General features: G+C 44.2%; 24 protein-coding genes. 12 read left to right on the forward strand and 12 right to left on the reverse strand.

What is annotated here, in order from left to right; all coding sequences use genetic code 11:
- Positions 1 to 701: IS5 family transposase (locus AB4503_RS03275; RefSeq protein ID WP_372113620.1), on the reverse strand; the 701-nt coding region annotated here is incomplete at its 3' end.
- Positions 702 to 1,238: 537 nt separating this feature from the next.
- Here AB4503_RS03275 and dcuC point away from each other — a divergent pair.
- Positions 1,239 to 2,606 (forward strand): anaerobic C4-dicarboxylate transporter DcuC, encoded by a 1,368-nt coding sequence (gene dcuC, locus AB4503_RS03280; protein WP_065584770.1) that lies wholly within the window; start codon positions 1,239 to 1,241, stop codon positions 2,604 to 2,606.
- Positions 2,607 to 2,808: 202 nt separating this feature from the next.
- Here dcuC and AB4503_RS03285 read toward each other — a convergent pair whose 3' ends face one another.
- Together AB4503_RS03285 and narQ are read right to left on the reverse strand one after the other, a co-directional pair.
- A complete protein-coding gene (locus tag AB4503_RS03285) occupies positions 2,809 to 3,441 on the reverse strand; it encodes a response regulator (protein ID WP_017062609.1) in 633 nt (210 codons plus the stop codon).
- Complete coding sequence (narQ, locus tag AB4503_RS03290; RefSeq protein WP_017062610.1) at positions 3,428 to 5,158, reverse strand: nitrate/nitrite two-component system sensor histidine kinase NarQ; 1,731 nt, start codon at positions 5,156 to 5,158, stop codon at positions 3,428 to 3,430. The genes AB4503_RS03285 and narQ overlap by 14 nt, the downstream gene beginning before the upstream one ends.
- Before the next feature lie 253 nt (positions 5,159 to 5,411).
- Between narQ and napF the strand changes: the two genes are divergently transcribed.
- The 6 genes from napF to AB4503_RS03320 all read left to right on the forward strand — a co-directional run bounded on the left by napF (position 5,412) and on the right by AB4503_RS03320 (position 10,059).
- The gene (gene napF, locus AB4503_RS03295) at positions 5,412 to 5,891 is read left to right on the forward strand and encodes a ferredoxin-type protein NapF (protein WP_017062611.1); all 480 of its coding nucleotides are present in this window, start codon (positions 5,412 to 5,414) and stop codon (positions 5,889 to 5,891) included.
- A 23-nt stretch (positions 5,892 to 5,914) separates the two neighbouring features.
- A complete protein-coding gene (locus AB4503_RS03300) occupies positions 5,915 to 6,220 on the forward strand; it encodes a chaperone NapD (protein WP_372113622.1) in 306 nt (101 codons plus the stop codon).
- On the forward strand, positions 6,217 to 8,706 hold the full coding sequence (gene napA / locus AB4503_RS03305) for a periplasmic nitrate reductase subunit alpha (protein ID WP_136978659.1): 2,490 nt from the start codon (positions 6,217 to 6,219) through the stop codon (positions 8,704 to 8,706). Before AB4503_RS03300 ends, napA begins: the two co-directional genes overlap by 4 nt.
- Positions 8,707 to 8,831: 125 nt before the next feature.
- Entirely contained in the window at positions 8,832 to 9,299 is a 468-nt protein-coding gene (locus AB4503_RS03310) for a nitrate reductase cytochrome c-type subunit (protein WP_102320773.1), read from the forward strand.
- A 29-nt stretch (positions 9,300 to 9,328) separates the two neighbouring features.
- Entirely contained in the window at positions 9,329 to 9,910 is a 582-nt protein-coding gene (locus AB4503_RS03315) for a NapC/NirT family cytochrome c (RefSeq protein WP_009845456.1), read from the forward strand.
- A gap of 11 nt (positions 9,911 to 9,921) precedes the next feature.
- On the forward strand, positions 9,922 to 10,059 hold the full coding sequence (locus tag AB4503_RS03320; RefSeq protein WP_010430103.1) for a TIGR02808 family protein: 138 nt from the start codon (positions 9,922 to 9,924) through the stop codon (positions 10,057 to 10,059).
- 437 nt (positions 10,060 to 10,496) lie between these two features.
- On the opposite strand, the gene AB4503_RS03325 is transcribed toward AB4503_RS03320, so the two are convergent.
- Entirely contained in the window at positions 10,497 to 11,180 is a 684-nt protein-coding gene (locus AB4503_RS03325) for an SH3 domain-containing protein (protein WP_372113624.1), read from the reverse strand.
- A 96-nt stretch (positions 11,181 to 11,276) separates the two neighbouring features.
- Here AB4503_RS03325 and AB4503_RS03330 point away from each other — a divergent pair, with 96 nt between their 5' ends.
- Positions 11,277 to 11,852: a hypothetical protein gene (locus tag AB4503_RS03330; protein ID WP_372113626.1), complete on the forward strand. Its 576-nt coding sequence runs from the start codon at positions 11,277 to 11,279 to the stop codon at positions 11,850 to 11,852.
- 269 nt (positions 11,853 to 12,121) lie between these two features.
- Positions 12,122 to 12,364, forward strand: coding sequence for a hypothetical protein (locus AB4503_RS03335; RefSeq protein WP_017062621.1), 243 nt, complete (start codon positions 12,122 to 12,124; stop codon positions 12,362 to 12,364).
- A 169-nt stretch (positions 12,365 to 12,533) separates the two neighbouring features.
- Here AB4503_RS03335 and AB4503_RS03340 read toward each other — a convergent pair whose 3' ends face one another.
- Entirely contained in the window at positions 12,534 to 12,992 is a 459-nt protein-coding gene (locus tag AB4503_RS03340) for an Lrp/AsnC family transcriptional regulator (protein WP_017062622.1), read from the reverse strand.
- 149 nt (positions 12,993 to 13,141) lie between these two features.
- Here AB4503_RS03340 and AB4503_RS03345 point away from each other — a divergent pair, with 149 nt between their 5' ends.
- Complete coding sequence (locus AB4503_RS03345) at positions 13,142 to 14,071, forward strand: DMT family transporter (protein ID WP_372113700.1); 930 nt, start codon at positions 13,142 to 13,144, stop codon at positions 14,069 to 14,071.
- A 158-nt stretch (positions 14,072 to 14,229) separates the two neighbouring features.
- A complete protein-coding gene (locus AB4503_RS03350) occupies positions 14,230 to 14,694 on the forward strand; it encodes an exoribonuclease R (protein WP_136974735.1) in 465 nt (154 codons plus the stop codon).
- Between the two features lie 49 nt (positions 14,695 to 14,743).
- Here the strand turns inward: AB4503_RS03350 and AB4503_RS03355 are convergent, their stop codons facing one another.
- From AB4503_RS03355 to AB4503_RS03380, 6 genes are all read right to left on the reverse strand, one after another.
- Entirely contained in the window at positions 14,744 to 16,117 is a 1,374-nt protein-coding gene (locus AB4503_RS03355) for a sensor histidine kinase (RefSeq protein ID WP_372113628.1), read from the reverse strand.
- 66 nt (positions 16,118 to 16,183) lie between these two features.
- Positions 16,184 to 16,915 (reverse strand): response regulator transcription factor, encoded by a 732-nt coding sequence (locus AB4503_RS03360; RefSeq protein ID WP_372113630.1) that lies wholly within the window; start codon positions 16,913 to 16,915, stop codon positions 16,184 to 16,186.
- Between the two features lie 81 nt (positions 16,916 to 16,996).
- A complete protein-coding gene (locus AB4503_RS03365) occupies positions 16,997 to 17,677 on the reverse strand; it encodes a spondin domain-containing protein (RefSeq protein WP_017072230.1) in 681 nt (226 codons plus the stop codon).
- A gap of 9 nt (positions 17,678 to 17,686) precedes the next feature.
- Positions 17,687 to 18,376, reverse strand: coding sequence for a spondin domain-containing protein (locus AB4503_RS03370; RefSeq protein WP_372113632.1), 690 nt, complete (start codon positions 18,374 to 18,376; stop codon positions 17,687 to 17,689).
- Positions 18,369 to 18,509, reverse strand: a complete 141-nt coding sequence (locus AB4503_RS03375) for a hypothetical protein (RefSeq protein ID WP_017067451.1) — start codon at positions 18,507 to 18,509, stop codon at positions 18,369 to 18,371. The genes AB4503_RS03370 and AB4503_RS03375 overlap by 8 nt, the downstream gene beginning before the upstream one ends.
- A gap of 266 nt (positions 18,510 to 18,775) precedes the next feature.
- Positions 18,776 to 19,117, reverse strand: coding sequence for a YggL family protein (locus AB4503_RS03380; RefSeq protein ID WP_017062629.1), 342 nt, complete (start codon positions 19,115 to 19,117; stop codon positions 18,776 to 18,778).
- 254 nt (positions 19,118 to 19,371) lie between these two features.
- Here AB4503_RS03380 and AB4503_RS03385 point away from each other — a divergent pair, with 254 nt between their 5' ends.
- Complete coding sequence (locus tag AB4503_RS03385) at positions 19,372 to 21,399, forward strand: PhoX family phosphatase (protein ID WP_372113634.1); 2,028 nt, start codon at positions 19,372 to 19,374, stop codon at positions 21,397 to 21,399.
- Positions 21,400 to 21,653: 254 nt separating this feature from the next.
- On the opposite strand, the gene AB4503_RS03390 is transcribed toward AB4503_RS03385, so the two are convergent.
- Complete coding sequence (locus AB4503_RS03390) at positions 21,654 to 22,274, reverse strand: LysE family translocator (RefSeq protein WP_372113636.1); 621 nt, start codon at positions 22,272 to 22,274, stop codon at positions 21,654 to 21,656.
- Positions 22,275 to 22,360 lie beyond the last annotated feature (86 nt).

A 22,360-nucleotide genomic window follows, 5' to 3' on the forward strand; every position in this document is an offset into this window, starting at 1 on the left:
CCCACGGCGAGATTTCGAGGATGACCACGCTCCCAGAAGGCTGCCCCTTCTCTTGGGGGAATAAGCGCAACGGCTCGCTTCATCTTAATAGCAGCGCGACACGCTCTCGTGTCGTAAGCGCCATCACCAGACACCTCAAGGATGCTTCGACGTGTTTGTTTCAGTAGGTTCGGGAGTACTTCACCATCTGTAACCGTTGATAAACTTAGCTCGGCGGCAATGATCTCATGAGTGCTTGTATCAACTGCAATATGCAGCTTTCGCCAGACTCTCCGCTTGCCATCCGTCCCGTGTTTTTTGACTTTCCATTCACCTTCGCCATAAACCTTAAGGCCAGTTGCATCAATGGCTAGGTGTTGTATCGCTCCTCTCGCTTTAGTCTTAAATGAGACCTCAACTTGCTTGGCCCTACGACTGATGCAGGTGTAATGCGGACAACTTAACGGCACATGGGCTAACCTAAATATCGAGTCGATAAATCCTTGCAGCGCTCTCAGTGGCATAGAAAAAACTCGTTTCACCATGAGTGCTGTCGTAATAACTAAATCACTGAACCGACGTGGCCTCCCGCGCTTATTCTGTTTGCTTTGCGCCCACCCACTTATTGCTTCTTCATCGATCCAGAAGGTCAGAGAACCACGGTTAATGAGCGATTGGTTGTATTGCTTCCAGTTGGTTGTTTTGTAACAAGGTTTAGGCATAAGGCTACGAGAGAGAGTGGTGGTAGCTGATCAGATCGTAGGTTCTTGATTTAGTTCCATGGAATTACGCAACAAAGCCTTGATATGAACTAAACTCACTCGCTATTTTTAACCCTAATTATATTTTAGTGCTAGCTTGTGTTTTAACGCTTACTTAGGAAAATAAGTAGGCGTTAAACGTAAGTAAGCGTCAAAGCTAAGATTCTCACCTCTTTACTTCGATAAATACCCACTTCGTTACACATTCCCTTCCAAAGTACAAAAAACACTCACGGTTTATAGAACGGCGCCACATATGCAACTAGAACAACCAAAAGTGATCCAAGTTATATTCTGACGAGCTACAAAATTTGTTTATTAACATCTAAACAACAGTAGTTGTTCATGATTTACAACCACAATTAACATCAAAGAAAATGTTTGTCTTAGATCATATCAACCTCAACTATGCCTCGTGCCACAGTGCAGTTTTCTGTACATTCATTGTCATATTCTGAAACACTTTCTTATATTTTTTTAAACTTTGTGGAGATTTCTATGTTAGAGCTCTTGATCGGATTAGTGATTACTATCGCTGTTGGTTACTTTATTGTGAAAGGCTATAAAGCGGCAGGTGTATTACTGACAGCTGGCCTTGCCCTACTTCTTATTACTGGCCTTATAGGTCACACAGTCTTACCCGCTAAGGTCGCTTCAACAGGTAACATGGTTACCGACTCACTAGAATTCGTTAAGTACATGCTTCAGTACCGTGGAGGCGGCCTAGGCATGCAAATCATGCTTCTTTGTGGCTTTGCTTCTTACATGACGCATATCGGCGCAAACAATGTGGTAGTAAAACAATTCTCTAAACCGCTTGCTGCTATCAAATCTCCATACGTACTTCTTGTTGCGGCTTACATCGTAGCGTGTCTAATGTCTCTAGCAGTAAGTTCTGCAACAGGCCTTGGCGTGCTATTGATGGCGACCCTATTCCCAATGATGACGGCAATGGGTATTTCTCGTCCAGCAGCGGTGGCGGTTTGTGCATCACCTGCAGCAATCATTCTTTCACCAACGTCGGGTGATGTGGTTATCGCAGCAGAAAAATCAGGTATGTCTCTTGATGTGTTTGCTGTTCAAACGGTACTGCCTGTTTCTATCTGTGCGATCATCGTGATGGCGGGTGCGGCTTTCTTCTGGAACAAATACCTAGATAAGAAAGAAAACACGCCAATGGAAAAAGTAGACGTTTCAGAAATTGAAACGAATGCGCCGGCTTTTTATGCTGCTCTTCCATTCTTACCTATTTTTGGAGTATTTCTATTCAACGGTCGTACCATTCCGGGCCTTTCACTTGATATCTACACCATCGTAGTAGGTTCAATTTTCGTGGGCGCTGTTATCGATTACGTTGTGAAGAAGTTTGACGGCGAAAAAACACTAGAAGACCTAGATTCTTGCTACCAAGGTATGGCCGAAGCATTTAAAGGCGTAGTAATGCTGTTGGTTGCGGCGGGTGTATTTGCTCAAGGTCTAATGTCTATCGGTGCAATTGATAACCTAATCGGTCTTGCCGAATCTGCAGGCGCAGGCGGTATCGCATTGATGCTTATCCTCACAGGTCTAACGGTTGCTGCGGCAATTGCGACAGGTTCAGGTAATGCACCTTTCTATGCATTCGTAGAACTGGCTCCATCATTAGCGGCGAAAATGGGCTTGAACCCAGCGTTCCTAATCATCCCAATGCTTCAAGCATCGAACCTAGGTCGTACAATTTCACCAGTATCTGGCGTAATCGTAGCGACTTCTGGTATGGGTAAAATCAGCCCATTTGAAGTCGTAAAACGTACGTCTGTACCCGTAATCTGTGGTCTTATTACGGTTATCTTCGGTACGCTTGTATTGGTTCCAATGTCGGCGTAAGCCTTAAGTTTCTAATCTCAAAGAACGAAGAACAAACGAACACCAATACTGAATATAAAATGCGTAAACAAAAAGGCGCTGAACTTAATAAGTTCAGCGCCTTTTTTAATGTCACTTTCTCAACATCGTTAAAACTATCGAGACATGTACAAAATGTATAAACAGTCAGGCTTGAAATAGTGTTATCTCAAAGGAACAAGCCCTACTTCATTTCACCATAGCGTTCTAGATACAGAACCGTTGCAGCGGTACGGGAAGGCACTTGCAGCTTTTTCAACAAGCTTTTCATATGTACCTTAACTGTCGATTCAGAAATAAACAGGTGATCGGCGATCTGCTTATTACGGTAACCTTTCGCGACTTCTTGAAGGATCTGCATTTCACGTTCAGTCAGTTGTTCGAAGATATCATTGCGGCTTCCAGCATCATTTAGGTAACGAGCAACCACACTGCTGTAAGCCTTGTCACCGCTGTGTGCTTGCTTAAGCAGTTCAATTAACTCATCGGGTTCAGTGTCTTTTAACAAGTAGCCATCAGCGCCTGCTTTTACAATCGCTTCAATGTCTGCAGGGCTATCAGAAACCGTTAGAATAACAATGTTTGCGCTAGAACCGTCAGTGCGAAGTGCTTTCAAGGTATCTAAACCAGACATGCCCTTCATATTGAGATCCAAAAGGATCAAATCAGGTTCTTCTTCATGAGCAAGAGCAACCGCTTCAGTGCCGTTACTTGCTTCTGCAATCACTTCGAATTCGTCTTCAAAGCTCAGTAATTGGCTTATACCTCTGCGCATCAATGGATGATCATCAACCAGCATTACTTTACAAATCGTCAACTTTAACTTCCTTCAAACTTTTATATTTCAATATGACTGTACAGCCTTCACCTTGCGCCGCTTCAATCGTCAAGTCGCCATTCAGTCTTGCCGCACGCTCCTGCATAATGCTCATCCCGTAGTGGTTCACCTTGGAACTACTTGAGTCAAAGCCATCTCCATTATCTTTTATCACGACTAATACTTCACCGTCCTCATCGATACAGCATACATCTATCAAGTCGGCATTGGCGTGTTTTATTGCATTTATTGTTGCTTCACGAATCAATTGAAGCAAGTGAACCTGACTATGCGCATCAAGCTCGATCGATGAGAGATTATTAGTGAGGTTAATCTTCGCATCGGTTCTCTCGCTGAGCGCCTCAAGCATGGTACTTAAGGCGTCTCCAAAGTTGCCCTCTTTAATGGTCAACCTAAATGTGGTGAGTAGCTCTCTTAACTGGGTATAAGCGTCGGCTAAGCCGTTTCCGATCTCAGACGCGATTTGTTCAGATTGCTCTCGGTGCTGTTGCTCTGGCAGTTTGCCAATCACACGCTTTAATAGTGTAACTTGAATTTTCAAGTACGACAGTGATTGAGCCAATGAATCGTGGAGTTCACGTGCAATCGTGGCACGCTCTTCCATGATAATAAGCTGTTCAGCTTTCTTTTGAGCACGATTGTAGTAGATCGCTCTCGATAGCAGTTGAATGAAGCTTTCGATCAGAGCTTTAGTTGAGTGCCCGTGGTGATATGAACAGTATAAATAGCCGAGAATAAGTTCGTTATCGTCGAGTTTCATCTCAAACTTTTCGTAGTCTAAATTCGAATCGTAACCTTCATCCATAATCAATGAACGGCCTGAGTTATCGACAATCTCGAGCCTCAGTGATCCAATCCCTTCCAAGCTCACGAGATGCTGCAAGATAGCTCGGAAGTTTTCAGGAGCAATACGCGTCACCGTGAGCTCTTGTGACGAGTTATAAAGTGCCTGCAGCGACTGGTTCGCATTTTGCAGCTCAATCGTCTTTGCATCCACCACATCTTCAAGGTTTCGATAAAGCACGCCTAAATCTTTGGCCATCGAGTTGAAGGTTTTGGTCAAAATGCCCATTTCGTTGTTACTGGTCACCTTGAGTTCTACCTCGAAGTCGCTGTTTTTGATTCTTTGGCTCGCACCGACAAGAGCATGTAGCGGTTTAACAACCTGTTTACGTACAAAGTGAACAACAAAAAGAGATATGACCAGAATCCCACCAAGGCCGATACCACCAGCCCACGCTAACTTTATTAACTTGTCTTCAGAGAACTCTTGCAGCTTATAAACGAAGCCATCGATTTCAGCCACGAAGTTTTCAACCAACACGAGATAGTGATCGCGCTCTTCGCTATTCAAGACCTGTTTTAGCTCATGCCAACGGCCGATAATTAAATAGTAATCTTCTGTGATGTCTGTCGGAACATTCCAACTGACCAAATTAGTCATGGATGGCGAGTAAAGAGAACTTTCGAATTCACGAATATGAGATTCATAATCGACAGATTCTATTTGAATATCATGGGCTAAACGGTAGCTTTGCATTCGCATTGAACCGGCCACGTTAACCGCTTCCGCATCATTCAAACTTGAAGCCAAAGTAAAGATGGCAAAGCCAGTCGTAGCAACCGACAACAGCAGTATAGAGAGCAAAGATTTTGCTATCGTACTTGTTACAGATGAAACCGGTTTTATAAGCAAAAGTGCCTTCCTATTGATAAATGACTTGCCAGCGATATCGTATTGTCACACATCAAAAATCATAGCTCCATTCAATATGTGATCACTCGCTCCGTAATTTATTGATCTAAGACAATATATGCCCCCAATTAGCCCTTAGGGGGTATTTATACAATTGTTTCTAAAACTACACTACTTGTGAGGACTCATTACAAGATATTAATAGAATAATGACCTACAATTACAACATCTTAGTAACATCTATAGGTATCTAGTGGTAGATCTATCAAAACGCCGTCTTTTTTCAAGACGAAAAGTTGACTCAAGCCAGATTCGTTTGCCTTGGATTGACAGCCTAGAAAGCTTTACAGATGACTGTACTCGCTGCGGTAAATGCATCGAGAGTTGTGAGACTAAGATAATCATTGTAGGCGATGGTGGTTTTCCCACTGTAGATTTCTCTATTGATGAGTGTACGTTCTGCTATCAATGTGCAGATGTTTGTCCCGAACCCATTTTTAAGCCAAAGCAAGGAGAGCCTTGGCAAGCAAAAGCACAAATCTCTGATAAGTGTTTAGCGCAACAAAATGTTGAATGCCGAAGCTGTGGTGACATGTGTGAACCTATGGCCATTCAATTTGAACTTAGAGCAGGCAGTGTTGCTCTACCAAAAATCGAGTTAGATGAGTGTAGCGGTTGTGGGGCCTGCGTAGCAATTTGCCCTACTTCGGCTATTCTTGTGAGTAATGCATAAAACAAAAATAACGAGAGCAATTTATGGCACTAAATGAAGTGCATATATCAAGTTTAGTCGTGCATGTGAGCCCTGAGCATCTAAATGAGATCAAAGCGGAGATCGATCAATTCGATAACGCTGAAATCTACGGAGATAGCCCTGAAGGCAAAATCATCGTGGTCCTAGAAACTGAAAACCAAGGTTTTGTAACGGACACCATCGAAGCAATAAACAACATTAAGAACGTTTTGGGGACAGCTTTGGTTTATCACCAAATCGAAACTGGACTCGAAGAAACGGATTTAGAAACTGGAAGTAACAATTCTCAACTTGAGGGTGAAGTATGAAAATGACAAGACGTGCGTTTGTGAAAGCAAACGCAGCTGCATCAGCGGCAGCCGTTGCAGGTGTAACTCTACCGGCAACAGCAACCAACCTGATTGCTAGCTCTGATCAAACAAAAATCACGTGGGATAAAGCGCCTTGTCGTTTTTGTGGTACGGGCTGTTCAGTACTAGTAGGTACTCAAAACGGTAAAGTGGTTGCGACTCAAGGCGATCCAGAAGCTCCTGTAAACAAAGGCCTTAACTGTATCAAAGGCTACTTCCTTTCAAAAATCATGTACGGCAAAGACCGTCTAGAACAACCTCTTCTTCGTATGAAAGATGGTGAGTTCCATAAAGATGGTGATTTCGCACCCGTATCTTGGGACAAAGCGTTCGACGTGATGGCTGAGAAATGGAAAGCTTCACTGAAGAAGAACGGTCCAACAGGTGTTGGTATGTTCGGTTCAGGCCAATGGACAGTAATGGAAGGCTACGCAGCCGTTAAGATGATGAAAGCGGGTTTCCGTTCAAACAACATAGATCCAAACGCTCGTCACTGTATGGCTTCTGCTGTAGTAGGCTTCATGCGCACTTTCGGTATTGATGAGCCAATGGGTTGTTACGATGACTTTGAACACGCAGACGCATTCGTACTGTGGGGTTCAAACATGGCAGAAATGCACCCAGTACTATGGACTCGTATTACAGACCGTCGTCTAAGCCACCCACACGTTAAAGTAAACGTACTGTCTACTTACTACCACCGTTCTTTCGAGCTTGCAGACACGGGTTACATCTTCGAACCTCAATCAGATCTAGCAATTGCTAACTTCATTGCTAACTACATCATTCAAAACGATGCCGTTAACTGGGACTTCGTGAACAAGCACACGAACTTCAAGCAAGCAACGACAGACATCGGTTACGGTCTGCGTGACGATGATCCACTACAGAAAGCAGCCGCAAACCCTAACTCAGGCGAAATGACTGCTATCTCTTTCGAAGACTACAAAGCGTCTGTTGCTGAATACACAGTTGAGAAAGCGTCTGAAATGTCAGGTGTACCTCAAGAAGACCTTATCAAGCTGGCTAAGCAATATGCCGATCCAAACATCAAAGTAATGTCACTTTGGACTATGGGTATGAACCAACATACTCGTGGCGTATGGATGAACAGCCTTGTGTACAACATCCACCTTCTTACAGGTAAGATTTCTACTCCAGGTAACAGCCCATTCTCACTAACTGGCCAACCGTCAGCGTGTGGTACAGCGCGTGAAGTTGGTACATTCGCTCACCGTTTACCTGCCGATATGGTGGTTGCTAACCCTAAACACCGTAAAATTGCAGAAGATATCTGGAAACTTCCAGAAGGCACCATTCCACCGGTACCCGGCGCTCACGCTGTTCTTCAAGACCGTATGTTGAAAGACGGTAAAATCAACGCTTACTGGGTAATGTGTAACAACAACATGCAAGCGGGTCCAAACATCAACACTGAACGTCTGCCAGGTTACCGTAACCCAGATAACTTCATTGTATGTTCTGACCCGTACCCAACGGCAACAGCTCAAGCGGCTGACCTCATCCTTCCAACAGCAATGTGGATTGAGAAAGAAGGCGCTTACGGTAACGCAGAGCGTCGTACACAAGCATGGTACCAACAAGTGAAAACTGTAGGTGAAGCTAAGTCTGACCTATGGCAAATCATGGAATTCTCTAAGCGCTTCACTATTGAAGAAGTTTGGGGTGAAGAACTGGTTGCGAAAATGCCTGAGTACCGTGGCAAAACCATGTACGACGTGCTTTACAAAAACGGCAACGTTGATGCATTCCCACTGTCTGAAGCTCAAGAGCTTAACGACGATGCACAAGCTCAAGGTTTCTACGTTCAAAAAGGTCTATTCGAAGAATACGCAGCCTTTGGTCGCGGCCACGGTCACGATTTAGCACCATACGATCGCTACCACCAAGTTCGTGGTCTACGTTGGCCTGTTGTTGACGGTAAAGAGACACTATGGCGCTTTAAAGAAGGTTCAGATCCATATGCTAAGAAAGGTTCTGATTGGGACTTCTACGGCAAACCAGATGGTAAAGCACTGATCATCAATGCACCATACGAAGCGCCACCTGAAGTACCAAACGATGAATACGATATGTGGCTATGTACAGGTCGTGTTCTTGAGCACTGGCACACAGGTACTATGACTCGTCGTGTACCAGAACTTTACAAAGCAGTACCGGATGCACTTTGTTACATCCACCCTGCTGATGCTAAAGCTCGTGGTCTTCGCCGTGGTGATGAAGTTCTTATCGAAAACAAACGTGGTGAAGTACGCGTTCGTGTTGAAACTCGTGGTCGTAACCGTCCACCACAAGGCTTGGTATTCGTACCATTCTTTGATGCAAGAATTCTGATCAACAAGTTGATCTTGGATGCAACGGATCCTCTATCTAAACAGACGGATTACAAGAAGTGTCCAGTTAAGATCACTAAGGTCGCTTAAGGACAATATGTTCTTACCACTTAGCTCGTAGATCTGACGTTTTTAATATTGCGACTGCTTTTTTCGTTACTTTTTGAAAGAAGTAGTCCACTCAAAGAATTAGCCTTTAGGCGGAGAAATTAACCATGAAAAAACTGATTACTGCCCTACTATCAGCTGGTCTTTTGCTAGCTGGTGCAGTTCAAGCTGAAGCTGAAGCTGAACTGGATAACCCAGGCGGCATTGGTGGCGTAGAATCTCTACGTGGTGCAAGTGAACTTGAAGCAACTCGCGCAGCAGATGACTTCAAAAAGTTCCCTCGTGACCAAGTACTTGAGAGTGACTACGTATACCAACCACCTCTAGTGCCTCATACTATTCGTAGCTATGAAGTTTCTCTTAACGCTAACAAGTGTCTTTCTTGCCACAGCTGGAAAAACGCAAAAGAAATGGGTGCTACTAAAGTGAGTGTAACTCACTACATGAACCGTGAAGATGCGGTACTTGCAGACGTATCACCTCGTCGTTACTTCTGTCTACAGTGTCACGTACCTCAAGCTAATGCTAAGCCACTAGTTGAGAACGAGTTCAAACCTGTAGATTCACTGCGTTAATCGTAGCCGGACTGTAAGAGAGGCTATATATGATAAAATTACTTAAAGCGTTTTGGAAAAGACTTGCGACACCAAGCAAAGCAGCCGTAGGCGTTGTTTTGTTCTTGGGTTTCTCGGGTGGTCTTTTGTTCTGGGGTGCATTCAACACGGGTATGGAGGCAACCAACACGGAAGAATTCTGTTCTGGCTGTCACGCACCTATCGTTGCTGAAATCCAAGAGACAATTCACTACTCTAACCGTTCTGGTGTTCGTGCTATCTGTTCAGACTGTCACGTTCCTCATGAATGGACAGATAAAATTGTTCGTAAGGTTCAAGCATCTAAAGAGCTATACGCACACTTTATTGCGAAAACCATCAATACTGAAGAAAAGTTCAAAGCACGTCGTGCTCACCTAGCGGAACGCGAATGGGCTCGATTGAAGAAGAACGATTCACTTGAGTGTCGTAACTGTCACCAGTTCGATTACATGGACTTCTCAGAGCAGAGCCCCCGTAGTGCGAAACAACACTCGACTGCGCTAGCTTCTGGTGAAAAAACGTGTGTAGACTGTCACAAAGGTATTGCACACAAACTACCAGACATGCACGGCGTTGAAGGCTGGCAATAAGGAGCGATTGAATGAGTACTTTAGAAAGCGTAATTTGGCACATCCTAGGTTACAGCGCTATGCCAGTTATCATTCTTGGTGGCTTTGCAGGTGTTGCAGCCGTATCTCTTTGGATTTTATCTATGGGTAAAGACAAAGAAATCGATTAACAATCGAGATTCCATCAACTTCTACCAGATAATTCTGATATGAGTTGATACGAAAAAGCCACTGATTTCAGTGGCTTTTTTTATTGTCTGGTGCTTCGTATTTCGACTGTTAAGGTATTCCTACTGTTAAGTAAGAGGCAAAACGTTAAGCTTGGTTTTCCGAAGCTTCTGGATCGACGTTCTCTTTATCGACATCTTCCTTATCAAGAATCGGCAGCACCTGCTTTACGGAATCCCGACAACAATACTCTCATACCATAAAAACTGTAGACCCATTGTTTAAACGGAATAGCCAGATACTGCTTATATCGGATTAAATATAATGAGGTGCCAATAAAGAAGCCCACTCTGCGATAAAGTAAGATTTCAAAAATTTTACTTATGAACGGTAACCCTAAAGAATATTAATACGTCCAACACTTAAAATGGGGCGATTTTTACTTCGTAAATATTTCATTTGTATTTACATCAAGATAAATTTTGTTTTCAAGGGACAACCCACCACAATAAATAAAATAAACATCTCGATTGCTGTACTTAACAGATTTCACCCATCCGCCTAATTCTTCAAAATCACTTGGCGCACACTCCCCCTCAGAGATCAGTTTAGCCACCGAATTACGGAATTTTTCTTGATGGATCTTGAGGTCATCAGACTTAACCAAATAGGAATCCAATATCTCTTTGCTTTCTTTTTCCGAAATAATGACTTCATCATTCGATAAGCCTGACATAGAGACCCATTCCGCCGTCTGTGGGCCGCCTTCCTTGAGAACAATATAATCAGAGATACGTGCCCATTCGCCCTGTTTCTCGAGTATCTCCACCTTTTCTCCTTTATAGAGGTAATCTGTTATCAAGCCATCAATTTCAGGTTGCTCGACCACTTCAAGCTTTCTCTCCAAAACGTAAAATTCCGTCTGCTCTGGTTCAGGCTGAAGATCCATGATGGGTACAAGGTCAGATTCAGATTGCTCGGTAGCTTCTAACGCCGGCCCTTCCGTTTTCTCTTGTGGGATTGGGTCTTTATTCATGACCAAGAAGTAGTATGCCGCTCCTCCCCCTCCGCCCAATATCAACAACACAAGTAAAGCGATCAGCGCTTTTTTCATCAAATCCACCAGCTCTTCCGTTATAGGTATGTCTCAAGTGTACATCAACTCATGCTACTGCTCATCTATACTCTCAATAGAGCGCACGGTAAGTAGAGGAAAGTCATGAGTTTTTGGGGGAAGGTTATCATTGTAAGCGTAACTTTGAGTGCCAATGTCGCTCTAGCGGATCATTGTGACCGTGAAAACTGGCAAACACTGTTGGATCGTCAGCTCTCTTTTGAAGGTCGCTATAATCAGTACACCAAAGAGTTCAACCAAGTTCTTTCAACCTATGAGTCACAGACATTGTTATCTAAACACTTTAATGAAAAGCAGATCATTGAGCTTTGGGCAAAGTACGAAGAAAGGTTTAATGTGCAGCTCAATAGTCATATGAATACCGCGTATGACGTCTCTGAGGTTTTGTTGCAACAGGCGTATGTTGTGTCTAGTGAACTTGAAGGCGCTGACTCTCTAGTGTATTCATGGCAAGCCGTCGCCAAACACTGCACCAAAGCAAAACTCCCGCGCCAGGCAGAAAGCGCAAAGGTGCACGTACAAAGCTCACAATCACTCTCCCGAGATCTCCATACACTCAGTGAAAAATTCCGTCAGCTGTCTTCAAAATACCGCAGAGAAGCGACGATGATTGATGAAGCGCGCCACATAAACCAACCAGCAAACGATGCATCAAACTGAAATCACCATTAGATTCTCTCACTCGTTCGACTGGACTTTTCCGATAAATATGCTCAATCCCATTCATAATATTCTAAGAACTCGTTAATCAAAGCTTTATCAATAGGTTGTAAAAGTAATGTGCTATCTATCAACAATGAAGTTCAATTTCCGACCAATGCAAGCGAGTATGTGAGATATTCATCACAAAATAGATTTACAAACGCCAGAAAATTGTTATCATGAATCTTCATATAACTTAATAACAAGAAACATTTTGGCTAGGTAATATGCAAAAGACTATGGCTTTCAACTGCTTGAGTAACACGGAATGGACTGCAGAGATAAGAGGTAAACTTTTATCTGTAGCTAAACACATGGAAGAGTTCGGTTCAGTAAGTGAGCTAGAGCTATGTAAGATATTTGGAGAGACAATTTGGAATGACGGCGTGGATTATCATTCACATGCTTTTTCATTCAGAATTAATGCACAAACTGGGGATTGTTCAATCTCTAACTTTAAGTATCACTAAGTTTTGCACCTATCATATACGGAGTACCTTTCACGAGGTGCTCCGTTTTTTATTGCCTCAAGCCTGACACTTAATGGATGATTTTTGATATTGACCGCGCTTCTACTTCAGGAGTAAACCATTTCGTTTTCAGCTCATTCTGCCTTCGTGTTACTGCTCAGAGTTTGGCTTAATCGGTATAAATTGGCAGTGGTGCATTGCCTTTTACTTGTCTTATCGCAAGGTGGGTATGAATGTCTTTGACGTTAGAGAGCCTTTGAAGTTTTCTTGTAAATGCTTCATAGGCCATCAAGTTCGGGCTAACCACTTCTAGCAAATAGTCATAAGCCCCTGATACAACGTGGCAACTGATCACCTCTTCCATCTCTACAACGGCCGCTTCAAACTTATCTATCGACACTTCTTGGTGATTGTTTAGGCTCACCTCAACAAACACACTCATTGCGATGCCGACTTGTTCTCGTGACAAGCTCACACGATAACCGTCGATAATGCCCTTTTCTTCTAGCCTTTTGACTCGTCTTGCACAAGGCGAAGGTGATAAACCCACTTCATCAGCAAGTTCAGCCGTGGTTAACCTGCCGTCCTTTTGCAGCAGTTCGAGAAGATGTCTATCAATTCTATCCATAGAAAATACCAAAAATTAGTTAAATCCGTTAATTATTTGGTGAATGTTAGCAGAAATCATCAACGATAGTTCAAGTTAAGCCAAAACTTGCCAACCTGTGGCACACCAACTGTTCCATAATGAGTCATCACCCACTCTCCTTCAATATTATGAATCTTGGCTACTTATCTATTACTGTCACCCTACTCATTTGGGCGAGCTTTTTCCTGTCTCTTAAAGGCGGTGCAAATTCAGATTTAACACCTGCCGATATCGCTCTCACAAGATTTCTCATACCGGCTTTGGTGTTATTGCCTTTGATGTGGAAAGCACGCAGCACGATTGCTGAAGTCCCTAAACGATATCTAACGGGTATGTTCGTAGGTAGCGGATTACCTTATCTGCTCGTTGCGGGAACGGCGATGCAGTTTGTTCCGGTATCTCATGGCAGTGCTCTTGTTCCGGGCACTCTTCCTCTGTTCGTTACAGGAATTGCGGTACTGTTTTTTAAGCAGCCACTCAGCCGACATCGTGTTGTTGGTTTAGGTTTGGTTTTGCTCGGCATACTGTTGTTTTTAGGGAGTAGCTTAAGCAGCTTCAACTTCGAATACACCAAAGGTCATTTGTTGTTTTTATGCGGAAGCTTAATGTGGGCGATGTTCACCATCTCAGCCCGTGTCGCTAATCTTAATGCGTTAGTCAGTGCCGGTTTTATTTCTCTCTGTTCTACTTTGCTTTTACTCGTCCTAATCCTGACTGGAACCCTCCCAAGCCACCTAATGGACACACCAATAGCTAGTTGGCCCTTCACGGAGCTTGCCGTTCATTCAACAGTGCAAGGCGTTGGGGCGGGTTTAATCGCTGCGTTCACTTACCTTTATGCGGTTAATACCTTAGGGGCTGAACGCTCTGCCGCTTTTGGCAGTGCAACACCCGCAGTGGCGACCTTGTTGGCGATCCCACTATTCAACGAGATTCCTGATGCGATGACTTGGCTCGCCCTTGGTTCTATTTGCATCGGCAGTTTGGTCGCGAGCAACATATTCATGAGAAACGACCAGTCGATGCAGTACCAACCGCCAAGCCATAGCAAAGCCTGATACTGCGTTCAAACCTAAATACAGTTCCCCTAAGCATCGATTTTAGGGCTTGTAGTACACAGATAAGCCTGCCAACGCAGGCTTATCTAAAATCTGCTTTTTCTAAACTCGCTTCTCCATTAAACTGTCCGACCTTTTTGCAGATCCAAGAGAACACCATGCAACGCGACTACACCTTAAATTGCTTAATCACCATGCCTCGCCATGAACTAGAAGAATTTAGTTTAAGAATGATTCATCGCCTTGTACCTGAAGATGCAATGACGGAATTGTTTACGTTCGAGCAAGAAGAAGTCACCAGCGAAGAACGCATGCAATCAGCGAAATTTGACGCAATGCTTCGAATGACAGCTATCGCGCTTGGTGAAGTAAACCTAGCCTTCTCAGAGTCGGATAACTCGCAACAGAACATCGAGCGAATGACTCGCCTACTGCTTTGGCACTTCTACTCAATTTCTTTCAACCTAGAAGAAGCCATCGCTATCGAAGTGCACTGTGAGAAGGTTGAAAAGATCTTAAAGAACGCCCCAAAAGATGCGTTGGGCTGGGTTAAAGAGTTAACTGAGTTGCTTCACTTCTACGCAAAAGTGAACGAAGGCAACGAAGACAGTAAAGACGCTTAACGTTACTTCTACGTAAGTACACATCAAGCTAAATCGAAGGCAGATAGAGCTATACCGAGGGCAAGTAAAAGCTTTGCTGAAAGGAGTTCTCTGCCTTTGTTGTTTCTAGCACGCTGTGATGTAACATCAGTATCGACTGCGCGATCTTGGTTCCTATTCCCAAAGAACCATTCGGCGCTTCCAGTTCAACCTCATTGTGAATCACCACCTTCACCCGTTTGGAATCCGCTTCAAAACCAACATCTAACGACACCACAGTGCCACTTGGGCTATGCCTCAATGCATTATCTAACAGATTCAAAATCAACCTCTCAAGCAGATCACTGTCACCCACAGCCTTGATTCCAATAGGCATATTAATGTTCAACTCAACATTTTTATGGCGATATTTGCTTTGTATCGTTTCTAAGCATTCGCTCATCAGCCCATTGAAATCGATTGAAGCGTATTGATGTGTGGGTACCGGGTTATCTTTCTTGGCGCTATCTAACAGCGAATGGAGCTGTTCAGATAACTTGTTGCCATTGCGATATGCCACATCTATGAGTGGATCCGAATGTGGGTTTTGAATCCTCCACGTTTCTAGATACCCCAATACACTCGACAATGGCGTTTTCAAATCATGACTGAGCTGTAATAAGCTTTGTCTTCGATGTGACGACTGATATTCAAGTTGCAAAAATTGCTGTTGAATGTGCTTCGCCATCAACTGATACGAGCGTGCAATCGGCACCAATTCTGGTACTTGATGAATGAAGTTCGGGTCCAATCGAAAATCTTGCTCTGCTTGTTGTTGCAGCTTATTTGTAACTTCTTCGATAGGGTTTAAGAGGCTGCGCTTCACGAGCAGGTAAGCCCCAATCGCAAAACCTAAGATAGAGATCAGCATAAGTCCTGCTAGCGCCATATAAGGTGTGTCGACTTGCGAATTAGCAATCACGGTATGGCGATTACTGCCAATCAACACATACAGATACCCAACTGTTGAACCCAACTCTTCAATCGCAGCAACGGAAAACACCTTACGAGAATCAGGATTGATAGGGTCTTCGCCAAGAATCGGATAAGGCTCGTCATTTAAAAATTGTCTAATGGGTGCTAAGTCTATCTGGCTTGCCAACACAGTGCCTTCTGGCGCAGCGTGCGTCGTGATATTTCCTTGGCTGTCGAGAAAATAAATGTCGAAATCGGGACCAATCAACATCAAGGTATGAAATATGGATTTAAGGGCTTTGGGGTTGTAGTCAGTCCCTATCATCAGAGGGTTATCATCGCGCATATGAACCGCGAGCTCTTTGTGTAAGCTCTGCTTAGTTCTTTGTTCTATGGTCTCTTTTTGCCAATTATAGGTATAAGCAATCACCACACTCACGAGCAGAAACCACAAACTGGTGAACAACACTAAACGCGATTTGAAACTCATGTTCTCTCCTCGATGGCTCTTAGGTCTTACTGGCCTTTTAGTAAACTTCGGACGCGACACATAGGCCTAAGCTTTCGACTCAAACTTATAACCAACACCCCAAACGGTTTTAATGAAATCATCATCACTATTCGGCATCGCAAGCTTGGTTCTTAGACGGTTGACTGTGCTACACACGGTATGGTGATAGCCAGAGTGATGAGTATTCCAAACATGATCGAGCAGCTCGTCTTTGCTATACACACGCCCCGGGCGGGTTGCTAAGAAATGAAGTAAGATAAACTCGGTAGCTGTCAGCGGTACGTCTTGGTTATTGAGTGACACCTGATGGCGTTCAGGTTGAATAGTGAGCACACCAAAATTCATAATCGATTCTGCTGTCACAACCTCTTGAGTCGCTGATTCGACATGGCTTAAACGGCGAAGCACGTTCCTCACTCTTGCTTGAAACTCGAGAACGCTGAAAGGTTTCGTTATGTAGTCATCAACACCGGCTTCTAAGCCTGACACCTTATCTAACTCAGCGTCTCTTGCGGTTAGCATGAGTACTGGCGTCCAATCCTCTTGCTGACGCAACATTCGACAGAAATCGAGTCCGTCACCGTCTGGTAAGCCACGATCCAGTACGATCAAATCGAAATGACCCTCTTTATAGAGCGCCTGAGCCTTTTCAATCACATTAGCTCTGATTACGTTATGCCCTTGGAACTTAAGATGCATCTGCACCAGTTCAGCCAAGTCATCATCGTCTTCAACCAACAATATGTTTGCCATCAAATTTACCGCATCACTATTCATGATCCCTGCTCTATTTTGAGTCCGCCCACCTTTCAATTGACCGGAACAGAGCAGGAATTCTTTCATCGTGCTTTCAACCTGTTACTGAGTTCGAGTAATGGTGATTCTTGCACCGGGGTTAAGGAAACGATGATTTGCACTTAAAGTAGAAGTCGTAAGGCCATCATCTTGGCTGATTACGCCAGAGTGAAAACTCACTATATCGGTGTCGTCTCGTGTGGTATTAAAACCTTCACCACCGCCTGCTGGTCCCGGAATGGTTGCAGCAAGCTCATCGTTCAGCTCAGTTCCCGAATCCCAAACATTCATGTTCATGGTAAAGGTATCACCCACCGCTAATGACTTGAGCGATAATCCGGATTCGCCGACAAACGCATCATTGGTGTTCACCAACATGGAAGCAACTGAGATATACCCTTCTTGATTTGGGTCGACACGAATCGACACCGTGTCTTGCTCACCTGAAAGAATCAGTCCATTGCCTGAGATGCCTTGATAAACATTGGCGTCACTGTCACTGAGCGCAAGCAATTGTGCATTACTACCCCCTTCCGCCAAGTATTCCAGATCGACAGAGGCACTTTGCCCAACTTCAAACAGATCAAAATTCGTATTGTGAGTCAACACCGCGAGTGGTGACATTGGTTGATTGGGGGTGAGGTTAGTAACACTCACATCATAGCGATAGTAATCGTCGTCATCGTCCGGACAACCCGCTAACACAGCTACTGATGCAGCGATAAATAGAATTCTAGCTTTCATACATCCCCCTTACTTCACAACAATGGTGATAGTTGCAACAGGGTTTAACCATCGATGGCTACTGCTATCGAGGTCACTGATGCCGCCCGCCGCATCACCATCACCATCACCAATGTTACCTGGATGAATATGAACCTTAGCGTTTGATACTGCCGTTTCTACACCTGTGCCACCAGCGCCAAAGGTAATGAATGGAGGGTTCGGCATACTGCCCGCCAGCTCATCATTGGCTTCTGTGCCTGCGTCATAACCATTTAGAGTCGCTTTGTAGGTGCCCGCTTGAGTTGGGATCTTCCAGCTATCTAGACCAACAAAGCCGTCGTTTGTCGGCAGCAACATTGCACCCAATGATAGGTACTCTAAATCACCAGTACTGATATCAAACGTAGTTGCGACGCCTGGATTGAGGATGCCGGCCGCTGGGTTCTCAATCACCACGCCTCCCGCGTTGGCAATGACACCAGATAAACCTGAAATATCGCCACCTTCGGCCATGGACTCTAGTTCCGAAGAAGCCGTTTCACCCGTTCTAAACATGAACAAGCTTGAGTCATGAGCCGCCGCTAAGATAGGCGTAAAGTAGATCCCTTTCGTTGCATTAGTGACAGTGACTTCAAGCTCAGCAGCCTGAACTTGAGCCGCTCCGAAGGCCAACATAGCCGAGCTGATCACTAAGCTGATTTGAGTACGTTTATTCATTTTGATTCCATCCTTTATCGAGTCCTATCGTTGCCAACAAAACGAATAACAGCGATATACCGTTACCTTTGCCAGAACGAACTGTGGTGTTGTTGACTCTAAGAATGACGATCAAATCTATCAGCAACTTCATTGAATTCTCATAAAACTCTCACAAGTTTATCCAAACTTATTACTGCAAATAAAAATAGCGATAAAGTACTAATATTTAATCGAAAAATATCAATTTATCATTTACGTCAGAAGGGATAGAAAAGAAGATAAAGAATAGAAATGGAACGAATAAAACGCAAAAAGGCCGAATCGATTTAACGATTCGGCCTTTATTCTAGCGTACTGTTGTTACTCTTTCCTAAGCCGTATTTGGCCTTTCAATCGAGCTAACAACACAACATCAAATTAGAACGCGTAGTTTGCGTCAATCAGTTCGCTAACTTCCACTTTGCTTACTTCAGCACGAGCTTCAAGCCATTGAGCAACTTGCAGTTGTTCTGCTTCTGTTACTGAACGGTAGCGCTCAATTGAGCATAAGAAACCTTCAAACAGCTCAAGGCCGCCGCCACCAAAGCACAGACCGATGCTGTCGATGAAATCAATGAACTCATCAATGAACACATCGTATTGATCAAAATCAGTAATCGATGTCTTGCAGCTTACTTCAAAACCCAGAATCGCGAATTCACCTAGGTATAGCTTTTTGCGTAGGCGACGATTTTTGTTTTCGATTTTATCTAATTTCATAACTGCCTCTCTTTTCGTTTGATAAAGCATTTATACACAGTTCCACATCAATCCCCAAGAGTTTTGTATTACACAAGGGTGTTAATGGCAAAAATCGTGCTACAGAAACAAAACCTTAATCAAATCTATAAAAATCTGTCACTTAACTGCTTCACGATTAGTCACACATTGACCCAACTTATTAACCAATTAGTTAGTAGGTGGGTAAGTCATGAATAACGAATAATAAAATCAGCCAATAGGAAGCAGTAAAGATGAGCAAGGAAACATTTGATAGCACTCGTTTTAATAAGAGCAAAAACAAACCCTTCGAAGAAGTTTTAGATGCGAACCTTTCAAGAAGAAATGTTCTCAAAGGCGGTTTAGGCATCAGTGCAATGACGGCGTTTGGTGCTTTTGGTTTAGCAGGCCACAGCACAGCGCACGCGGCGACAGCATCATCTAGCGCACCGCAAAAAAGCACTGCTACACTTGCATTCGAATCGGTTAAAGGCTCACTGACAGACAGTGTCGTTGTGCCAAAAGGCTATACAGCACAAGTATTGGTTCCTTGGGGTACTCCACTTAACAAGCAAGGCAATGCTTGGTTAAAAGATGGAACCAACAACGCACAAGATCAAGCAAACTCACTGGGCATGCACCACGACGGCATGCACTTCTTCCCGCTTAATGGCAACAGCAACGACGGTTTGTTGGTGATTAATCACGAATACATCGACCAAAAAGCACTGCACGCTAATGGTCCTACATACGATGAAGGCAACCGCCCTAGCCTTGATGAAGTACGTAAAGAGATCAACGCACACGGCGTGAGTGTGGTTCGTGTAAAACTTGAAGGCAACCAATGGGTGATGGTCGATAACGATCCACTTAACCGCCGCTACACAGGCGCGACCGTAATGGATCTGTCTGGTCCTGTTGCACACAGTGAATTTACCAAAACCAAGTTCTCACAAGACGGCAGCCAAGCTCGTGGCACGTTGAACAACTGTGGTAATGGCTACACACCATGGGGCACTTACCTAACGTGTGAAGAAAACTGGCCGGGTTATTTCGTTAACAAAGGCGAGACAACACCAGCGCAAGAACGTATTGGTATCGCTACCGACAAAACACGTTACGGTTGGGACACGCTTTCTGGTGACAAACAAGAACGCCTAGACGAATTTGCTCGCTTTGACGTAACACCAACAGGTGAGTCAGCAATGGACGATTACCGTAACGAAGCACACGGTCACGGCTACATTGTTGAAATCGACCCATACACAGCAAACTCTCGCGCTAAGAAACGTTCTGCACTGGGTTGTTTCCGTCACGAAGGCTGTACGTTTGGTAAGTTGACCGAAGGCGAGCCAATCGTATTCTACTCTGGTCACGATTCTCGCTTTGAATACCTTTACAAATTCGTTTCTGAAGCAAATTGGGACCCGCGTGACGCAGAGCCTAGCAATCGCCTAAGTGCAGGTGATAAGTACATGGACAAAGGCACACTGTATGTGGCTAAGTTCAACGATGATGGTTCAGGTACTTGGCTACCACTAACGTTGGGCAGCAAGACTACAAACGGCGGTAAGCTAGGTGATTCATTTGACTCTCAAGCAGCGCTTATCATCAATACAGCAGGCGCTGCCGACCTTGTTGGTGCAACGCCAATGGATCGCCCTGAATGGTGCTCTGTTGACCCAATGACGGGTACGGCTTACCTAACGCTGACTAATAACAACAAGCGTAAAGAAGCGAACTCTGCGAACCCTCGCGTAGACAACAAGTTCGGTCATGTTATCCGTTGGGATGAAGGCAAAACGGCAGGCGAGTTCGATTGGGATATCTTCGTATTTGGTTCACCAGCAATGGAAGACAAGTCTATTAACCGCTCTGGTCTAACAGACATGAACCAATTCGCGAGCCCTGACGGCTTAGCGTTTGATGCTCGTGGCATCTTGTGGATTCAGACAGATAACGGCGCAGACGAAGTCACTGGCTACACCAATGACCAAATGCTGGCAGTGGTTCCATCTCAGTTAACGGATGACAACGGCAACAGTGCGGTGATTGATGCAAACAACCAAGCACAGCTTAAACGCTTCTTTGTGGGTCCAAACGGTTGTGAAGTGACTGGCTTTACCATCAGCCCAGATTTCAAATCACTGTTTGTGAACATTCAACACCCTGCAAACTGGCCATCGTCTGAAGATGCAACCGCACAAACTCAAGGCAATGTTCGTCCAAGAGCATCTACGGTCGTGATTCGTCGTGAAGACGGCGGTGAAATCGCGGTTTAAATATACAACGCAGGCTAATCAGAAACATTTCTGTTATCTAGTCTCTGTTCGCTAGCTAAGTAAAATCAAAAAGAGCGATAAGGCCAAATGCCCTATCGCTCTTTTTATATTCTATGCATTCTTCGGTTTAAGTAAGAATCCGAATTTTCAAAACTCACCGTAATCCTAAGTCGTCATCATCCCACGTACGCGTCACCCTCGAGAAGGAGGAACGACTGAGTCGGGGATCTCTGCTCGTTGTAGGCTAACCAGAATTAGCTCACGAACAACCAAACACCAACGCCCATCATCAACGTACCTGCAATGCGGTTCATCAACTTAACATTGTCGGCTTTGCCCAGCATATGCTTTAAGCTCTTTCCGCCTGTCGCGTATAAGGTCATGCAAACAAACTCAGAAATCAGAATGATTGACACGAGAATGAACAACTGCGGTGCTAAGTCTTTATTGCTATTAATAAAAGGAGGCAGCAAAGAAATCATAAACGCCCAGCCTTTTGGGTTCGCAATTGCAGTGACAAAACCTTGAACCACCAAGTCCCAATCATTGCTGACTTTTGTTGTTTGGTTGTCAGTACTGATCGCCAGTTTGCCTCTCGAACGCCACATCTGAACGCCTAAATAAAACAGGTAACCCGCACCAACAAATTTAAAGCCCGTAAATAGCCATGGGTAATTCAACATGATCGAAGCGATACCCAATACCGCGGCAATAGAAACCACAGCGACACCAGCCAGTTCACCGATCATCATCCATAATGCACGCTTGTATCCAACACTCATTCCAAGTGTCAACGCCAAAGTCATACACATACCAGGCGTGATTGACACGAAGAAAAACGTGGGAATAAAAGCCCAAAGTAGTGCGCTATCCATATTATTACCTTATCGACTTATTTTTATTTAATAGTTCTTGTTTCTTGATCGGGCTTGAAATGAAGCGAGGTTGAAACGAAGCAGTA

It is taken from the genome of Vibrio sp. 10N.222.55.B11 (assembly GCF_041473705.1).
In the GTDB taxonomy this organism is placed as follows: Bacteria; Pseudomonadota; Gammaproteobacteria; order Enterobacterales; family Vibrionaceae; genus Vibrio; species Vibrio crassostreae_C.